Annotated in this window: 14 protein-coding genes and 1 other RNA gene; 12 read left to right on the forward strand and 3 right to left on the reverse strand. The window is 54.7% G+C overall.

The annotated features are described in order from the left end of the window. The first annotated feature begins 3 nt into the window (after positions 1-3). The 11 genes from garR to BJP35_RS17030 all read left to right on the forward strand — a co-directional run bounded on the left by garR (position 4) and on the right by BJP35_RS17030 (position 13,813). Positions 4-894 carry a 2-hydroxy-3-oxopropionate reductase gene (garR, locus tag BJP35_RS16980; protein WP_020883565.1) on the forward strand — a complete coding sequence of 297 codons (891 nt, stop codon included), beginning with the start codon at positions 4-6 and terminating at the stop codon, positions 892-894. Between the two features lie 60 nt (positions 895-954). Continuing rightward, positions 955-2,100, forward strand: a complete 1,146-nt coding sequence (garK, locus tag BJP35_RS16985; protein WP_086463439.1) for a glycerate 2-kinase — start codon at positions 955-957, stop codon at positions 2,098-2,100. A gap of 32 nt (positions 2,101-2,132) precedes the next feature. Then, positions 2,133-2,511: RNase P RNA component class A (gene rnpB / locus BJP35_RS16990), an RNA gene on the forward strand. Between the two features lie 906 nt (positions 2,512-3,417). After that, positions 3,418-4,338 carry a transcriptional regulator TdcA gene (gene tdcA, locus BJP35_RS16995; protein ID WP_014171743.1) on the forward strand — a complete coding sequence of 307 codons (921 nt, stop codon included), beginning with the start codon at positions 3,418-3,420 and terminating at the stop codon, positions 4,336-4,338. A gap of 116 nt (positions 4,339-4,454) precedes the next feature. Continuing rightward, a complete protein-coding gene (tdcB, locus tag BJP35_RS17000; RefSeq protein ID WP_047743829.1) occupies positions 4,455-5,444 on the forward strand; it encodes a bifunctional threonine ammonia-lyase/L-serine ammonia-lyase TdcB in 990 nt (329 codons plus the stop codon). Between the two features lie 10 nt (positions 5,445-5,454). Continuing rightward, positions 5,455-6,786 carry a threonine/serine transporter TdcC gene (gene tdcC, locus BJP35_RS17005; RefSeq protein WP_014171741.1) on the forward strand — a complete coding sequence of 444 codons (1,332 nt, stop codon included), beginning with the start codon at positions 5,455-5,457 and terminating at the stop codon, positions 6,784-6,786. Positions 6,787-6,816: 30 nt separating this feature from the next. Next, entirely contained in the window at positions 6,817-8,025 is a 1,209-nt protein-coding gene (gene tdcD / locus BJP35_RS17010; protein ID WP_086463440.1) for a propionate kinase, read from the forward strand. Between the two features lie 15 nt (positions 8,026-8,040). After that, positions 8,041-10,335 (forward strand): formate C-acetyltransferase, encoded by a 2,295-nt coding sequence (pflB, locus tag BJP35_RS17015; RefSeq protein ID WP_014171739.1) that lies wholly within the window; start codon positions 8,041-8,043, stop codon positions 10,333-10,335. A 151-nt stretch (positions 10,336-10,486) separates the two neighbouring features. Then, a complete protein-coding gene (locus tag BJP35_RS17020) occupies positions 10,487-10,897 on the forward strand; it encodes a Spy/CpxP family protein refolding chaperone (RefSeq protein WP_047743743.1) in 411 nt (136 codons plus the stop codon). Positions 10,898-11,159: 262 nt separating this feature from the next. Further along, on the forward strand, positions 11,160-12,491 hold the full coding sequence (locus tag BJP35_RS17025) for an amino acid permease (RefSeq protein WP_025202948.1): 1,332 nt from the start codon (positions 11,160-11,162) through the stop codon (positions 12,489-12,491). 20 nt (positions 12,492-12,511) lie between these two features. Beyond that, the gene (locus BJP35_RS17030; RefSeq protein ID WP_032679024.1) at positions 12,512-13,813 is read left to right on the forward strand and encodes a serine dehydratase subunit alpha family protein; all 1,302 of its coding nucleotides are present in this window, start codon (positions 12,512-12,514) and stop codon (positions 13,811-13,813) included. Between the two features lie 42 nt (positions 13,814-13,855). Here the strand turns inward: BJP35_RS17030 and BJP35_RS17035 are convergent, their stop codons facing one another. Next, positions 13,856-14,557 carry a pirin family protein gene (locus BJP35_RS17035; RefSeq protein ID WP_047743741.1) on the reverse strand — a complete coding sequence of 234 codons (702 nt, stop codon included), beginning with the start codon at positions 14,555-14,557 and terminating at the stop codon, positions 13,856-13,858. A gap of 103 nt (positions 14,558-14,660) precedes the next feature. On the opposite strand from BJP35_RS17035, the gene BJP35_RS17040 reads away from it, so the two are divergent. Beyond that, a complete protein-coding gene (locus BJP35_RS17040; RefSeq protein ID WP_014171734.1) occupies positions 14,661-15,563 on the forward strand; it encodes a LysR family transcriptional regulator in 903 nt (300 codons plus the stop codon). Between the two features lie 40 nt (positions 15,564-15,603). On the opposite strand, the gene BJP35_RS17045 is transcribed toward BJP35_RS17040, so the two are convergent. Further along, positions 15,604-15,969 carry a DUF805 domain-containing protein gene (locus tag BJP35_RS17045; RefSeq protein WP_014171733.1) on the reverse strand — a complete coding sequence of 122 codons (366 nt, stop codon included), beginning with the start codon at positions 15,967-15,969 and terminating at the stop codon, positions 15,604-15,606. Positions 15,970-16,075: 106 nt separating this feature from the next. After that, positions 16,076-17,062, reverse strand: coding sequence for a glutathione S-transferase family protein (locus BJP35_RS17050; RefSeq protein WP_020883573.1), 987 nt, complete (start codon positions 17,060-17,062; stop codon positions 16,076-16,078). Positions 17,063-17,072: the final 10 nt, after the last annotated feature.

A 17,072-nucleotide genomic window follows, 5' to 3' on the forward strand; every position in this document is an offset into this window, starting at 1 on the left:
ATTATGACGCTGAAAGTGGGTTTTATTGGCCTTGGGATCATGGGTAAACCCATGAGTAAAAACCTCATCAAAGCAGGTTACTCCCTGGTGGTTGCAGACCATAATCCGCAAGCCGTGGCCGAGGTGATTGCCGCAGGCGCAGAAACCGCAGCAAACGCCAAAGCGATTGCTGAGCAGTGCGATGTCATTATCACCATGCTGCCAAACTCCCCGCATGTGAAAGAGGTGGCCCTGGGGGAGAACGGCATCATTGACGGTGCCAAACCCGGCCTGGTGGTAATTGACATGAGTTCTATCGCGCCGCTGGCAAGCCGTGAAATCAGTGAGGCGCTAAACGCGAAGGGCGTCGATATGCTGGATGCCCCGGTCAGCGGCGGAGAGCCCAAAGCCATCGACGGCACCCTGTCGGTGATGGTTGGCGGCGACAAAGCTGTTTTCGACAAATACTACGACCTGATGAAAGCCATGGCGGGATCCGTGGTGCATACCGGCGATATCGGGGCGGGTAACGTCACCAAGCTGGCAAACCAGGTGATTGTGGCGCTGAACATTGCCGCAATGTCGGAAGCGCTGACGCTGGCCACCAAAGCGGGCGTTAACCCTGATCTGGTGTATCAGGCGATCCGTGGCGGCCTGGCGGGCAGCACCGTGCTGGATGCCAAAGCGCCCATGGTGATGGATCGTAACTTCAAGCCCGGTTTCAGAATCGACCTGCACATTAAAGATCTGGCGAATGCCCTGGATACCTCTCACGGCGTGGGCGCGCAGCTGCCGCTGACCGCCGCCGTCATGGAGATGATGCAGGCCCTGCGAGCGGATGGTCTGGGCACTGCCGACCACAGCGCGATTGCGTGCTACTACGAAAAACTGGCGAAGGTGGAAGTCTCTCGCTAATAAAAACGGACGCGGGAACGCGTCCGCTATTTTTGCCGAGTGCGGTAACAGGCGACAACTATGAAAATCGTAATCGCGCCAGATTCCTGGAAAGAAAGCCTTTCTGCCTCCGGGGTTGCTCAGGCGATTGAAAAAGGATTTCGGGAAATTTTCCCCGACGCACTTTATGTTTCGGTGCCGGTTGCTGACGGCGGGGAAGGTACGGTTGACGCGATGATCGCCGCCACCCAGGGGACAGAACAGTATGCCAGGGTCACGGGCCCGTTGGGTGAACAGGTAAACGCCCGCTGGGGCATGTCCGGCGATGGCCGCACGGCATTTATTGAGATGGCCGCCGCCAGCGGTCTGGCACTGGTCCCGGCCACCCAACGTAACCCACTCGTCACCACGTCCCGGGGTACCGGGGAGCTTATTCTCAGCGCGCTGGATACAGGTGCCCGACATATTATTATCGGCATTGGCGGCAGTGCCACCAACGACGGCGGCGCCGGAATGATGCAGGCGCTGGGGGCCACGCTCTGCGACGCCAACGGTACTGAAATGGGTTATGGCGGCGGCAGCCTGATGGCGCTCAACAGCGTCGATCTCTCCGGCCTCGACGCCAGGCTAAAAGATTGCACAATCCACGTCGCGTGCGACGTCACGAATCCGCTGGTTGGCGAGAGAGGTGCTTCCCGTATCTTTGGCCCGCAAAAAGGGGCGACAGAGGAGATGATCCTCACTCTCGACGCTAACCTCAGCCACTATGCCGATGTGATAAAAAAATCTCTGCGAATTGACGTGAAACAGGTTCCCGGTGCGGGTGCCGCGGGGGGCATGGGGGCTGCCCTGATGGCCTTCCTCGGCGCGGAACTGAAGAGCGGTATTGAGATTGTCACCCAGGCACTTAACCTCGAAGAACATATTCACGACTGCACGCTGGTACTGACGGGCGAAGGGCGCATTGACAGCCAGAGCATTCAGGGCAAAGTGCCCGTCGGTATCGCCCGTATCGCCAAAAAATACCATAAGCCGGTGATCGGCATTGCCGGCAGTCTGACCCGGGATGTGGGGGTCGTGCATCAGTATGGCATCGATGCGGTATTCAGCGTGCTGAGCCGCGTCGAGTCGCTGGAAGAGGCTTACCGTGGGGCGTTTGACAATATTTACCGCGCCTCGCGCAATATCGCCGCCACTTTGCAGATAGGGATGCACGCCCAAGGGTGACAGCGGGGCACAAACCCTCTATACTGCGCGCCGAAGCTGACCAGACAGTCGCCGCTTCGTCGTCGTCCCCTTTCGGGGGGAGACGGGCGGAGGGGAGGAAAGTCCGGGCTCCATAGGGCAGGGTGCCAGGTAACGCCTGGGGGGGAAACCCACGACCAGTGCAACAGAGAGCAAACCGCCGATGGCCCGCGCAAGCGGGATCAGGTAAGGGTGAAAGGGTGCGGTAAGAGCGCACCGCGCGGCTGGCAACAGTCCGTGGCACGGTAAACTCCACCCGGAGCAAGGCCAAATAGGGGTTCACATGGTACGGCCCGTACTGAACCCGGGTAGGCTGCTTGAGCCAGTGAGCGATTGCTGGCCTAGATGAATGACTGTCCACGACAGAACCCGGCTTATCGGTCAGCTTCAACTTCTTACAAAACCCCGCTTCGGCGGGGTTTTTGCTATCTGCGCTAAATGAGATGAATGACTGTCCACTCCGCTTTCTAAGAAAGAACGCGGCTTATCGGTCAGCTTCAACTTCTTACAAAACCCCGCTTCGGCGGGGTTTTTGCTATCTGCGCTAAATGAGATGAATGACTGTCCACTCCGATTTCTAAGAAAGAACGCGGCTTATCGGCCAGCTTCAATTTTTTACACAACCCCGCTTCGGCGGGGTTTTTCTTTTATCGGCCTTAGAAATTGCAAGCAAGTGCCACCCGATGCATCGCTCACACGACATCAATTCTCATATTTGCGACATTAAGCACATTTCACTGCTTTCACCCCTTCAGTCTCTTTTTCACATCTGCTGGCGATCGTAATCACAAAATTTCGCGCTAAATAATCCTGATTCTGCAGTATTGTTAATTTGTTATGAATGTTGCTTTTATGATCGTGAATGTTTTCTTATTTGATATATGTATATTGAATTCAAAAACATTTAGCTCATGAATGTGTGATGCATTCCACTGTTTCCCGAAAGTCAGCAAAATCACCCCTGACAAATTTGATAAATTGAAAGAATGTTTTAAACGAATTACGGTTATTTATTAATCTTTAATTGCCTGAAAGATAGTCTTTATCGATTTTTTTAACGCCGAAAAATTTACCTGTGTTATCGCCATAAAATAAATTTATTACTGCTCTTTTTGTTGATCAATATCAGCGTTATGGCGTATTTATTTTAATGTAACTCATTGATAATAAGGTGTTTTAAAGGGTTGCCGTTATGCTGGTTAAGGGTGTGAAAAAGCAAATTGTGAGTAACAGCACATACCCCCGTCAGCCATATTGAGTAGAATCCACCCCGTCATAGGGAAATAAGCGCAGAATATTATGAACACTATTATTCTACCGAAAACACAGCACCTCGTGGTATTTCAGGAAGTCATTAAAAGTGGCTCCATTGGTTCTGCTGCAAGACAACTGGGCCTGACGCAACCTGCCGTCAGCAAAATTATCAGCGATATCGAATCTTACTTTGGCGTTGAAGTCATGGTGCGCAAAAACACCGGCGTTAAACTGACTGCGGCAGGCCAGGTATTACTCTCGTACTCTGAGTCGATCACCCGTGAGATGAAAAACATGGTGAGCGAGATTAACAGCCTCAGTTTCAGTACCGTCATGGATGTCTCATTTGGTTACCCGTCGCTCATTGGCTTCACCTTCCTGTCCGAAATGATCAAAAAATTCAAGGAAGTGTTCCCGAAAGCGCGCGTCTCGATGTACGAAGCTCAGCTGTCCTCTTTCCTGCCGGCCATTCGCGACGGCCGGCTGGATTTTGCCATAGGCACCTTAAGTGATGAAATGCTGCTGCAGGATCTTCACGTCGAGCCGCTGTTTGAGTCTGAGTTTGTCCTGGTAGCCAACAAATCACGAACGTGCACCGGCTCGACTACACTGGCATCACTCACGGATGAACAGTGGGTGATGCCGCAAACCGATATGGGCTACTACAAAGAACTTCTGACCACCCTGCAAGACAATCACATCAGCATTGAAAACATCGTCCAGACCGATTCCGTCGTGACCATTTACAACCTTGTCCTGAATGCCGATTACCTGACGGTTATTCCCCGCGACATGATTGCGCCATTCGGTTCCGACCAGTTTATTGTACTGCCGGTGGAAGATGAATTACCCATAGCGCGTTATGCCGCCGTGTGGTCAAAAAATTACAGAATTAAGAAATCGGCGTCAGTGTTAGTCGAACTGGCAAAACAATACGCGTCACTGACCAGTGAAAGACGACGATGATTAAATAACCCTCTGATAACGCGTTAACCTTTTTAAAAACACCCAGAGCTTATTTTATCCGTGCTCTGATACCCTGACTTTGCCTGAAGAAAATGAATTATTATAACGAGGATATTATGCATATTACCTACGATCTCCCGGTGACCATTGAAGATATTCAGGACGCCAGAAAACGACTGGCAGGCAAAATATATAAAACCGGCATGCCGCGCTCAAATTATCTCAGCGAACGCTGTAAAGGTGAGATATTCCTGAAGTTTGAAAATATGCAGCGTACTGGCTCCTTCAAGATCCGCGGTGCGTTTAATAAATTAAGTTCGCTGACCGAAGCTGAAAAACGTAAAGGCGTGGTCGCCTGTTCTGCAGGCAACCACGCGCAGGGCGTGTCGCTCTCCTGTGCAATGCTCGGTATCGACGGCAAAGTGGTCATGCCGATGGGCGCGCCGAAATCTAAAGTCGCCGCCACCCGTGACTACTCGGCTGAAGTGGTGCTGCACGGCGAAAACTTCAACGACACCATCGCCAAAGTCAGCGAAATCGTGGAGCTGGAAGGACGCATTTTTATCCCACCGTATGACGATCCGAAAGTGATTGCCGGCCAGGGCACCATTGGTCTGGAAATTCTCGAAGATTTGTATGATGTGGATAACGTGATTGTACCCATCGGCGGTGGCGGTTTAATTGCCGGAATTGCAACGGCCATTAAATCCATCAACCCGACCATTAATATTATCGGCGTGCAGTCTGAAAACGTACATGGAATGGCCACATCGTATCAGGCAGGAGAAATCATTAACCACCGCGTTACCGGGACATTAGCCGACGGATGTGATGTGTCTCGCCCGGGTAAATTAACCTTCGAGATTGTTCGTGAATTAGTCGATGACATTGTGCTGGTCAGCGAAGACGATATTCGTAACAGCATGATTGCCCTCATTCAGCGAAATAAAGTGGTTACAGAAGGTGCTGGCGCACTGGCCTGTGCGGCGTTATTAAGCGGCAAGCTTGATCACTATATTCAGGGTCGTAAAACCGTCTGCATTATTTCCGGCGGCAATATCGATCTCTCCCGCGTATCCCAAATTACCGGCTTCGTTGACGCATAAAGGATGAACTATGAGCAACACAGAAAGCATTATCGTTGGCCAGACAAAAACGTCCTCCTGGCGTAAGTCTGATACCACCTGGACGCTTGGCCTGTTTGGAACCGCCATTGGCGCAGGTGTGCTGTTCTTCCCGATTCGCGCAGGCTTCGGCGGCTTGATTCCTATCCTGCTGATGCTGGTTCTCGCTTTCCCGATTGCGTTTTATTGCCACCGGGCGCTGGCACGCCTGTGTCTGTCCGGCAGTAACGTGTCTGGCAACATCACCGAAACGGTGGAAGAGCATTTTGGTAAGACCGGTGGGGTGGTGATCACGTTCCTCTACTTCTTCGCCATTTGCCCGCTGCTGTGGATTTACGGCGTCACCATTACGAACACCTTTATGACCTTCTGGGAAAACCAGCTCCAGCTGCCCGCGCTTAACCGCGGCGTGGTGGCGCTGTTCCTGCTGCTGCTGATGGCCTTTGTTATCTGGTTTGGTAAAGACCTGATGGTGAAGGTGATGAGCTTCCTGGTGTTCCCGTTTATCGCCAGCCTGGTGCTGATTTCCCTGTCGCTGATCCCTTACTGGAACTCGTCGGTGATTGACCAGGTCAATCTGAGCGATATCGCGTTTACCGGGCATGACGGCATTCTGGTGACGGTCTGGCTGGGGATCTCCATCATGGTCTTCTCCTTCAACTTCTCGCCCATCGTCTCCTCGTTTGTGGTCTCGAAACGTGAAGAGTACGAACCCGAGTTCGGTAAAGCGTTTACCGAGCAGAAATGTTCCAAAATCATCGGTCGCGCCAGCTTGCTGATGGTCGCGGTGGTGATGTTCTTCGCCTTTAGCTGCCTGTTCACGCTCTCGCCGCAGAACATGGCCGATGCCAAAGCGCAGAATATTCCCGTGCTCTCTTACCTGGCGAACCACTTTGCGACCATGTCAGGCACTAAATCAACGTTTGCTACGGTGCTGGAATACGGTGCCTCCATCATTGCGCTGGTCGCTATCTTCAAATCCTTCTTCGGCCACTATCTGGGCACGCTGGAAGGGCTGAACGGCCTGATCCTGAAGTTCGGTTATAAGGGCGATAAGAAGAAAGTCTCCGTAGGCAAACTGAACACCATCAGCATGGTATTCATCATGGGGTCGACCTGGGTCGTTGCCTATGCCAACCCGAACATTCTCGACCTTATCGAAGCCATGGGGGCGCCAATCATCGCCTCTCTGCTGTGCCTGTTGCCGATGTATGCCATTCGTAAAGCGCCGGCAATGGCGAAATATAAGGGCAGACCCGAGAACATCTTCGTCACGGTTGTGGGCCTGCTGACCATCCTGAACATCGTCTACAAACTGTTCTAAACCCTGGCTCAGGAAGAGCGGAGTAACACCATGATTGAGTTTCCGGTTGTATTGGTTATTAACTGCGGATCGTCCTCTGTTAAGTTTTCAGTACTCGATGCCAGCAGTTGTGATGCCCTGATGACGGGCATTGCAGACGGGATTAACACTGAAAAAACCTTTATTTCCGTGAACGGGGGTGAGCCAGCCAGACTGGCTCACCATGACTACGAAGGGGCGCTGGCAGCCATCGCCCTGGAGCTGGAGAAGCGTGACCTGATGAGCAGCGTGGCCCTGATTGGCCATCGTATTGCGCACGGCGGCGACCTCTTCAGCGAGTCGACCCTTATCACGGAACAGGTTATTGAGCAGATCCGTCAGGTTTCCTCGCTGGCACCGCTGCATAACTACGCCAACTTAAGCGGCGTCGAGGCAGCCGAACGCCTGTTTCCGGGCATACAGCAGGTGGCGGTGTTTGACACCAGCTTCCACCAGACGCTGGCCCCGCAGGCCTATCTGTACGGGCTGCCGTACCGCTATTTTGAAGAGCTTGGCGTGCGGCGCTATGGCTTCCACGGTACGTCCCACCGCTACGTTGCCGGGCAGGCGCATGCCCTGCTCGGGATTTCGCCTGAGGACAGCGGGCTGGTGATTGCCCATCTCGGCAACGGGGCATCCATCTGCGCGGTACGCAATGGTGAGAGCGTGGATACCTCCATGGGCATGACGCCGCTGGAAGGGCTGATCATGGGAACCCGCTGTGGCGACGTTGATTTCGGCGCCATGGCCTGGATAGCCCAACAGACCGGACAGTCATTTGAGGATCTGGAACGCGTCGTCAATAAAGAGTCCGGCCTGCTGGGGATCTCGGGAATATCCTCCGATCTGCGAGCCCTCGAAAAGGCCTGGCATGAGGGACATCAGCGGGCACAGCTGGCGATCCAGACCTTTGTTCACCGTATCGCACGGCATATTGCCGGGCACGCGGCGTCGTTACACCGCCTGGACGGTGTGGTGTTCACCGGCGGGATTGGTGAGAACTCCAGACTGATCCGCACGCTGGTGGCGGAACACCTGGCCGTCTTTGGCATCACCCTCGATGAAGCCAAAAATGCCCTGCCGGGCAGCGCAGGTGAGCGTGTGATCACTACCGATTCGTCCCGCGTGGCCTGCGCGGTGATCCCAACCAACGAAGAAAAAATGATCGCGCTGGATGCCCTCCGTCTTGGGAAGGTCACTCCGGCTGCGGCTTATGCCTGACAGAGCGAGAAATTCATGAAAGTAGCAATCGATACGCGCGTTGCCCCTTACAGCGACGCATGGGCCGGGTTTCGCGGTGAAGAGTGGAAAGACACCGTCAACGTGCGCGATTTTATTCAGCATAACTATACCCCTTATGAAGGCGACGAAACTTTCCTCGCGCAGGCGACGCCAGCAACGACGGCGCTCTGGGAGAAGGTAATGGTGGGCATTCGTCAGGAGAATGCCACCCATGCGCCGGTGGATTTTGACACCAACATTGCCACTACCATCACGGCCCACGGACCGGGCTATATTGACCAGCAGCTGGAGACGATCGTCGGCCTGCAAACCGATAAGCCGCTCAAACGTGCGCTGCATCCGTACGGCGGGATCAATATGATCCGCAGTTCATTCGAAGCCTATGGCCGCGAGATGGATCCGCAGTTCGAATATCTTTTTACCGAACTGCGCAAAACCCATAATCAGGGTGTCTTTGACGTTTACTCCCCCGAGATGATGCGCTGTCGTAAATCAGGCGTGCTGACCGGGCTACCGGACGGCTACGGACGCGGGCGCATCATCGGCGATTACCGCCGCGTGGCGCTGTACGGCATCCGCTATCTGGTGCACGAGCGTGAGCGCCAGTTCGCGGATCTGCAGGGCAAACTCGAACGGGGTGAAGATCTGGAGGCGACGATCCGCCTGCGTGAAGAGCTGGCGGAACACAAACGCGCACTGCTGCAGATCCAGCAGATGGCAGCGAACTATGGCTTCGATATTTCTCGCCCGGCGATGAATGCGCAGGAAGCGGTACAGTGGGTTTACTTTGCCTATCTGGCCGCGGTGAAATCCCAGAACGGCGGGGCGATGTCGCTGGGACGCACGGCCTCGTTCCTGGATATTTATATCGAACGCGATATGCAGGCGGGTCGCCTGAGTGAGATCCAGGCGCAGGAACTGATCGATCATTTCATCATGAAGATCCGCATGGTGCGCTTCCTGCGTACTCCGGAGTTCGACACGCTCTTCTCCGGCGATCCTGTCTGGGCCACCGAAGTGATTGGCGGAATGGGGCTGGATGGCCGCACGCTGGTCACCAAAAACAGCTTCCGTTACCTGCATACCCTGCACACGATGGGACCTGCACCGGAGCCAAACCTGACGATCCTGTGGTCCGAACAACTGCCCGTCGCATTCAAGAAGTACGCTGCACAAATGTCGATCGACACCTCGTCGCTGCAGTATGAGAACGACGACCTGATGCGCGTGGATTTCAACAGCGACGACTACGCCATTGCCTGCTGCGTCAGTCCGATGGTGATCGGCAAGCAAATGCAGTTCTTTGGCGCCCGCGCTAACCTGGCGAAAACGCTGCTGTACGCGATCAACGGCGGGGTGGATGAGAAGCTGAAGATCCAGGTCGGGCCGAAAACCGCGCCGCTGCTGGATGAGGTGCTGGATTACGACACCGTGATGGCGAGCCTGGATCACTTTATGGACTGGCTGGCGGTGCAGTACATTAGCGCGCTGAATCTCATTCATTACATGCACGATAAGTACAGCTACGAAGCCTCACTGATGGCGCTGCACGACCGGGACGTTTACCGCACCATGGCCTGCGGTATCGCCGGGTTGTCGGTGGCGGCGGACTCGCTGTCCGCCATCAAATACGCCACGGTAAAACCCGTACGCGACCATACCGGCCTGGCGGTCGATTTTGTGATTGAAGGGGACTACCCGCAGTACGGTAACAATGATGACCGCGTGGACAGCATTGCCTGTGACCTGGTGGAACGCTTTATGAAGAAAATTCAGGCGCTGCCGACCTACCGCAACGCGGTGCCGACCCAGTCGATCCTGACCATTACGTCGAATGTGGTCTACGGCCAGAAAACCGGCAATACGCCGGACGGACGCCGCGGCGGTACGCCATTCGCACCGGGCGCGAACCCGATGCACGGACGAGACAGGAAAGGGGCGGTGGCCTCGTTAACCTCCGTCGCTAAGCTGCCGTTTACCTATGCGAAAGACGGGATCTCTTACACCTTCTCCATCGTGCCTCAGGCGCTGGGCAAGGATGAGAGGGTGCGCAAAACCAACCTTGTCGGGTTGCTGGACGGGTATTTCCACCACGAAGCGGCCATTGAGGGGGGACAGCACCTCAACGTTAACGTCATGAACCGGGAGATGCTGATGGAGGCGATTGAGCACCCGGAGAACTATCCCAACCTGACCATTCGTGTCTCAGGGTATGCGGTGCGCTTTAATGCGCTGACGCGCGAGCAGCAGCAGGACGTGATCTCAAGGACGTTTACCCAGGCACTGTGATCGTCGTCTGAAACAGGCCCCCTTTGGTTAAGGGGGCTTTTTTGTCCGCGGAACATACAAAAATGTTTATATAATTACTCACACATCTTCATCCGCTTCTGAAAAACAATGCGCCTGCTTTTCCCCTGAAACAGTATGTAAGGACAGTAAGATGATGAAAATGACCCGTATCACCCTGGTTACTGCCTCGCTGGTGGCGTGCAGTTTTGCCGCACAGGCCGCTGACGTTGAAGCTGCCCCCTCTCCGGCGCAGGATCCGCTGGTGCAACACCTCAAGCTGAGCAACGATCAGATTAAGAAGATCGACGCGCTGCATCAGACGCTGGAACAAAATGTCAGCAAGATCCCGATGACCGGCGTGAAAGACGGTGCGCTGATCGAGATGTTCCAGACCGGAAAATGGGATGAAAGCACGGTGAAAAACCAGCTTGCCGCGTTCAGTAAAATTGAAGAGCAGACCCGCTATTACCGCGTCAAATACTACTTTGATGTCAGCCAGGTTCTGACCGCGGAGCAGCGTAAACAGGTGAAAACCGATATGGCGAACGCGCTGGCTAACTGATGACACACCCGCGCATGTCGCGGGTTTTTTATTTCTTGATCGGCATCACTTTTAGAAAAACACATCGATTATTCATCATATCAGAGTATTTATTTCTCTCGCTTGCGAAAAGCCTTATAAATATTGTGACTTTTTTCTCCCGCTCTCCACGTATGATTTGTCCATTCCAATAACACACACCTGCAGCAGTCTGGCTCATTATCGCTGGTGGTCAGAATCCCATAAAAACAACTGGTTACCCTACAAAATAAGCGAGTGCCTTATGGATACGGCAACAAACAGCAGTGTGATTGTGAACGATTCACCCGCGGCAAAGCGGGCAGGGATGAGTGAAAGCGAGTGGCAGGAGGCCATTAAATTCGACAGCACCGATACGGGCTGGGTCATCATGAGTATCGGAATGGCCATCGGCGCGGGGATTGTTTTTCTCCCGGTACAGGTGGGGCTGATGGGACTGTGGGTGTTTCTGCTTTCGTCAGTGATTGGCTATCCGGCCATGTACCTGTTTCAGCGGCTGTTTATTAACACGCTGGCAGAATCGCCGGAGTGCAAAGATTATCCAAGCGTCATCAGCGGCTACCTCGGTAAGAACTGGGGCATTTTATTAGGTGCGCTCTATTTCGTGATGCTGGTTATCTGGATGTTCGTCTACTCCACCGCCATCACCAACGACAGCGCCTCCTATTTACACACCTTCGGCGTGACGGAGGGGCTGCTCTCTGAAAATCCGTTCTACGGTCTGTTCCTGATCTGCATCCTGGTGGCGATCTCCTCCCGTGGCGAGAAACTGCTGTTTAAAGTCTCCAGCCTGATGGTGCTGACCAAGTTATTTGTGGTGGCGGCGCTCGGGTTGTCGATGATTGGACTCTGGCATTTAGCCAACGTGGGCATGCTGCCACCCGTGGGGCTACTCATTAAAAACGCGATTATCACGTTGCCGTTTACCTTAACGTCGATTCTGTTTATTCAGACATTAAGCCCGATGGTGATCTCCTATCGTTCACGCGAAAAATCGGTTGAAGTGGCGCGCCATAAAGCGCTGCGGGCGATGAACATCGCCTTCGCGATCCTCTTCGTGACGGTCTTTTTCTACGCGGTCTCGTTCACCCTGGCAATGGGGCATGATGAGGCGGTCAAAGCCTACGAACAGAATATTTCCGCACTGGCAATTGCCGCGCAGTTTATCAGTGGCGACGGTGCCGGCTGGGTCAAAATTGTCAGCGTTATCCTGAATATTTTTGCCGTCATGACCGCGTTCTTCGGCGTGTACCTGGGCTTTCGTGAAGCGACGCAGGGCATTGTAATGAACATTCTGCGCCGCAAAATGCCGGCAGAGAAAATCAACGAAAACACCGTACAGCGCGGCATCATGCTGTTTGCCATTCTGCTGGCATGGAGCGCGATTGTGTTAAACGCGCCGGTACTGAGCTTCACCTCTATTTGCAGCCCAATCTTCGGTATGGTGGGGTGTTTGATTCCGGCGTGGCTGGTCTACAAAGTGCCGGCGCTGCACAAATATAAAGGCGTGTCGCTAGTGATCATTATCATCACCGGTCTGCTGCTGTGTGTTTCTCCTTTCCTCGCGTTTTCTTAAGGGCAAACAAGGTCGTAACGATGTCAGAGCAAACTCAATCTTTATGGAATCAATTTATTCGGGCGGTGCAGGAGGAAGTTAAACCTGCACTGGGGTGTACCGAGCCGATCTCTCTGGCGCTGGCTTGTGCGATGGCCGCGGAGCTTCTGCCGGGTGACGTCACACAGATTGAGGCGTGGGTTTCACCGAATCTGATGAAAAATGGCCTTGGCGTGACGGTACCTGGCACTGGGATGGTCGGGTTGCCGATTGCGGCGGCACTAGGGGCCATTGGCGGCAACGCGCACGCCGGACTGGAGGTACTGAAGGATGCCACTGCCGATGCGCTGGTGCGTGCCAAAGCGCTGCTGGACGCCGGCCAGGTGCAGGTCAAGTTGCAGGAGCCGTGCGATGACATCCTCTACTCCCGCGCCTGCGTTCACGCCGGACAGGCCTCGGCGATGGTGACCATCGCCGGTGGGCATACGCGGGTGGTGGAGATTGTCTGTCAGGGCGAAACCCGCTTTACGCTTGATTCTCAACCCGACGAGAGGAATGACGACCCGCTGGCGGTACTTTCAAACGCCACGCTATCGCAGATCCTTGAGTTTGTGGAGCAGGTGCCGTTTGACGCGATCCGCTTTATCCTGGCTGCCGGACAATTAAATGATGCGCTCTCCCGTGAAGGTTTAAGCGGAAAATGGGGGCTGCACATTGGCGCGACGCTCAATAAGCAGCGCGCTCGCGGATGGATAGCGCAGGATCTGGGCTCGGATATTGTCATTCGCACCAGCGCGGCCTCGGACGCCCGAATGGGCGGGGCGACGCTGCCGGCAATGAGCAATTCCGGATCGGGCAACCAGGGGATCACGGCCACCATGCCGGTTGTGGTGGTGGCGGAACATGTCCAGGCGGATGATGAACGTCTTGCCCGGGCGCTGATGCTTTCACACCTTTCGGCTATTTATATCCACGCCCAGCTTCCGCGCCTGTCGGCGCTGTGTGCGGCTACCACGGCGGCGATGGGGGCGGCGGCAGGCATGGCCTGGCTGATGGGCGGAAGCTATCAGACGCTCTCAATGGCAATCAGCAGCATGATTGGCGATGTCAGCGGGATGATCTGCGATGGCGCGTCCAACAGTTGTGCCATGAAGGTCTCAACCAGCGTTGGTAGTGCCTGGAAAGCGGTGATGATGGCGCTGGATGATTCGGCTGTAACGGGCAATGAAGGGATTGTGGCGCACGATGTGGAGCAGTCGATCGCGAACCTGTGTTCGCTGGCGTGCCGCTCCATGCAGGCGACGGACCGGCAGATTATTGAGATTATGGCACGTAAAGTGTAACGGTTTCCTCTCTCCCCGCCGGGGAGAGAGGATTATCGGGTGTTAAACCGGTAAATCAATTAACAGCGCGCGCAGCGGCGAATCAGCAACCAGCGTGATATTCGCTTCGTCGCGAATAAACGCCCCGTCACCGCAGGTGAGCGCTTCTTTCTCTTCCGTATGCGTCACCGCATGCACCGTACCGTGAATCGATTGCAGATAGGCGCGCGGACCATGAAGCTGGAAGCTCACCTGTTCCCCTTTCTTCAGTTCGATATGGTGCAACCACACCTGCTGGCGCAACTGCAGGCTGCCTTGACTGCCGTCCGGGGAGGCTATCAGCTGCTGCCTGTCGCCCGTCAAATCTAACTTCTGTACCAGCGGGTTTTCCCGCTCAGGGCAGGCATCCAGCCACAGCTGCATACGGGTCAGCGTTTTATCTTTGCTGAGGTTATGCTCGCTGTAACTGATGCCCGGCTGCGTGGAGATTAATAATGCTTCGCCGGCCTTCGCCTGGACATGATTGCCCTCGCTGTCGCGGTATTCTGCTTCGCCTTCCAGGATCAGGTTCAGGATATCGACTTTCGGGTACGTACGCGGCTGGAAGGACGCGCCTGGGGCGAGCACTTCCTGATTCAATACGCGCAATGAAGCGTAACCGAGCAGTTTAGGGTCAAAGTAGTGTCCAAAGGAAAAGGTGTAGCGGGCCTGCAGCCAACCGAAATCGGCTTGTCCGCACTGTTTAGCTGTTCTTGTCGTAATCATAAACTTGACCTCTCTTTACACTAAACAATGGTAAAGGTATGGACGCTTCATTGTTAGCCAGATATTCTGCCCGGTATGTTCAAATTTCCTGAATGAGAACGAGATGGCTAAAGAGAGAGCATTGACGCTTGAGGCGCTTCGCGTCATGGACGCAATTGATCGGCGTGGCAGTTTTGCCGCGGCGGCAGATGAACTGGGGCGCGTTCCGTCTGCGCTCAGCTATACCATGCAGAAGCTGGAGGAAGAGCTGGACGTGGTGCTCTTTGACCGCTCCGGTCATCGAACAAAATTCACTAACGTCGGACGGATGCTGCTGGAGCGTGGTCGCGTCCTGCTGGAAGCGGCGGACAAGCTGACGACGGACGCCGAAGCGCTGGCGCGCGGCTGGGAAACCCATCTGACGCTGGTGACGGAAGCGCTGGTGCCCACCGAGGCGCTGTTCCCGCTGGTGAACCGGCTGGCCGACAAAGCAAACACCCAGTTATCGATCATCACCGAGGTGCTGGCCGGGGCCTGGGAGCGACTGGAGACGGGCAGGGCGGATATCGTCATTGCCCCGGATATGCACTTCCGTTCCTCATCTGAAATCAACTCCCGCAAGCTCTACAGCGTGATGAACGTCTATGTCGCCGCACCGGATCATCCGATTCACCAGGAGCCGGAGCCGCTCTCGGAAGTGACGCGGGTGAAATACCGCGGGGTCGCGGTCGCAGACACAGCCCGCGAGCGTCCGGTGTTAACGGTGCAGTTGCTGGATAAACAACCGCGTCTGACCGTCACGTCGCTTGAAGACAAACGTCAGGCGTTGCTGGCAGGCCTGGGCGTGGCAACGATGCCGTATCCGTTTGTCGAAAAAGATATTGCAGAAGGGCGGCTACGCGTGGTCAGCCCGGAGTACACCAGCGAAGTGGACATCATTATGGCGTGGCGGCGCGACAGCATGGGTGAGGCCAAATCGTGGTGCCTGCGCGAAATACCCAAGCTCTTTGCCCATCACAACAAATAAAAAATCGAGCCCGGTACGCGAAACGCCACCGGGCTTTGTTTTATGCGTTGAGTTTTGGATCGGGCCCGAAGCGGTTTTCGCCCGGTGTGCCGGCCTGACAGTTGAAGACCAGAATGACCAGCCAGCCCACAATCGGGATCAGCAGCAGCAGTAACCACCAGGCTGAACGATCGGTATCGTGTAGCCGTCGGAACAGTACGGCCCATGAGGGAAGCAGGACCAGCAGGCCGTAAATCGTGGTGAGAACACCTTCACCGCCGGCTCGTTCCCAGCCGAGAATTTTATCGATAATACCCAGCACCATGATGAGGATGAAGTTCACCAGAACGAACATCCAGTACTCTTTACGGCGAGCGCGGCCACCAAATCCAATGTAGTTGCGCAGTACTTTTAAATACCAGTCCATTTTCCTTGCCTCATTAGTCAGTCAATCACTTGTTTTTTAAGCGATCGAGGTAAGGATAGATGGAGATTGTGAATTAAAAAAGGGCATCAATTGATGCCCTTGATATTTATCCGAAACGCACGTCGCGACCGTGCGGTTCATCCAGGTCCTGCCACGGACCCACAGAGATAATACCCGTCGGGTTGATGGTCTTATGGCTGCGGAAATAGTGGGTGCGGATATGGTTGAAATCGACCGTTTCAGCAATGCCCGGCATCTGATAAATATCGCGCAGGAAACCGTACAGGTTCAGGTAATCGCTGATGCGGTGTTTATCACACTTGAAGTGGGTGACATACACAGGATCAAAGCGAACCAGCGTTGTCCACAGACGAATGTCTGCTTCCGTCAGGCGGTCGCCCGTCAGGTAGCGATGCTGGCCGAGGATCTGCTCAAGACGCTCCAGCGATTCAAACACTTTTCCCACTGCGTCGTCATACGCTTCCTGGCTGGTGGCAAAGCCGGCCTTGTAGACACCGTTATTCACGTTGTCGTAAATCCAGCTGTTCAGCTCATCAATCTTATCGCGCAGCTCAACCGGATAGTAATCCCCGGCGCGGGCCCCGTGGGCATCAAACGCGGTGTTGAACATGCGGATGATCTCTGCGGACTCATTGCTGACAATGGTCTGGTTTTTCTTGTCCCACAGCACGGGTACGGTCACGCGTCCGGTGTAGTGCGGATCGGCGCGCAGATAGAGCTGGTAGAGAAAATCGTGGTGGTAGAGGTCATCACCGGTAGCGGCCGGGAAATCACTGTCAAACGTCCAGCCGTTTTCCAGCATCAGGGGGTTGACCACCGAAACCGGAATTAAGGATTCGAGTCCTTTCAGCTTGCGCACAATCAGCGTGCGGTGCGCCCACGGGCAGGCCAGAGAAACATAGAGATGATAACGGTCTTTCTCAGCCGCAAAGCCGCCTTCGCCGCTTGGGCCCGGTGCGCCATCGGCGGTTAGCCAGTTACGGAAGGCCGAAACAGAGCGCTTGAAGCGTCCCCCGGTGGATTTGGTGTCATACCAGACATCCTGCCAGACGCCGTCTACGAGTTGTCCCATTTTTTTCTCC

Origin of the sequence: Enterobacter sp. J49 (assembly GCF_002148625.1) — a bacterium.
In the GTDB taxonomy this organism is placed as follows: domain Bacteria; phylum Pseudomonadota; class Gammaproteobacteria; order Enterobacterales; family Enterobacteriaceae; genus Enterobacter; species Enterobacter ludwigii.

Excerpts from the sequence above, each read along its gene's own strand:
- BJP35_RS17025 (WP_025202948.1), top strand. The coding sequence starts at position 11,160 with ATGGATACGGCAACAAACAGCAGTGTGATTGTGAACGATTCACCCGCG.
- tdcB (WP_047743829.1), top strand. The coding sequence starts at position 4,455 with ATGCATATTACCTACGATCTCCCGGTGACCATTGAAGATATTCAGGAC.
- BJP35_RS17045 (WP_014171733.1), bottom strand. The coding sequence starts at position 15,969 with ATGGACTGGTATTTAAAAGTACTGCGCAACTACATTGGATTTGGTGGC.
- garK (WP_086463439.1), top strand. The coding sequence starts at position 955 with ATGAAAATCGTAATCGCGCCAGATTCCTGGAAAGAAAGCCTTTCTGCC.
- tdcC (WP_014171741.1), top strand. The coding sequence starts at position 5,455 with ATGAGCAACACAGAAAGCATTATCGTTGGCCAGACAAAAACGTCCTCC.
- BJP35_RS17030 (WP_032679024.1), top strand. The coding sequence starts at position 12,512 with ATGTCAGAGCAAACTCAATCTTTATGGAATCAATTTATTCGGGCGGTG.
- BJP35_RS17050 (WP_020883573.1), bottom strand. The coding sequence starts at position 17,062 with ATGGGACAACTCGTAGACGGCGTCTGGCAGGATGTCTGGTATGACACC.
- BJP35_RS17035 (WP_047743741.1), bottom strand. The coding sequence starts at position 14,557 with ATGATTACGACAAGAACAGCTAAACAGTGCGGACAAGCCGATTTCGGT.
- garR (WP_020883565.1), top strand. The coding sequence starts at position 4 with ATGACGCTGAAAGTGGGTTTTATTGGCCTTGGGATCATGGGTAAACCC.
- tdcD (WP_086463440.1), top strand. The coding sequence starts at position 6,817 with ATGATTGAGTTTCCGGTTGTATTGGTTATTAACTGCGGATCGTCCTCT.
- pflB (WP_014171739.1), top strand. The coding sequence starts at position 8,041 with ATGAAAGTAGCAATCGATACGCGCGTTGCCCCTTACAGCGACGCATGG.
- BJP35_RS17020 (WP_047743743.1), top strand. The coding sequence starts at position 10,487 with ATGATGAAAATGACCCGTATCACCCTGGTTACTGCCTCGCTGGTGGCG.
- BJP35_RS17040 (WP_014171734.1), top strand. The coding sequence starts at position 14,661 with ATGGCTAAAGAGAGAGCATTGACGCTTGAGGCGCTTCGCGTCATGGAC.
- tdcA (WP_014171743.1), top strand. The coding sequence starts at position 3,418 with ATGAACACTATTATTCTACCGAAAACACAGCACCTCGTGGTATTTCAG.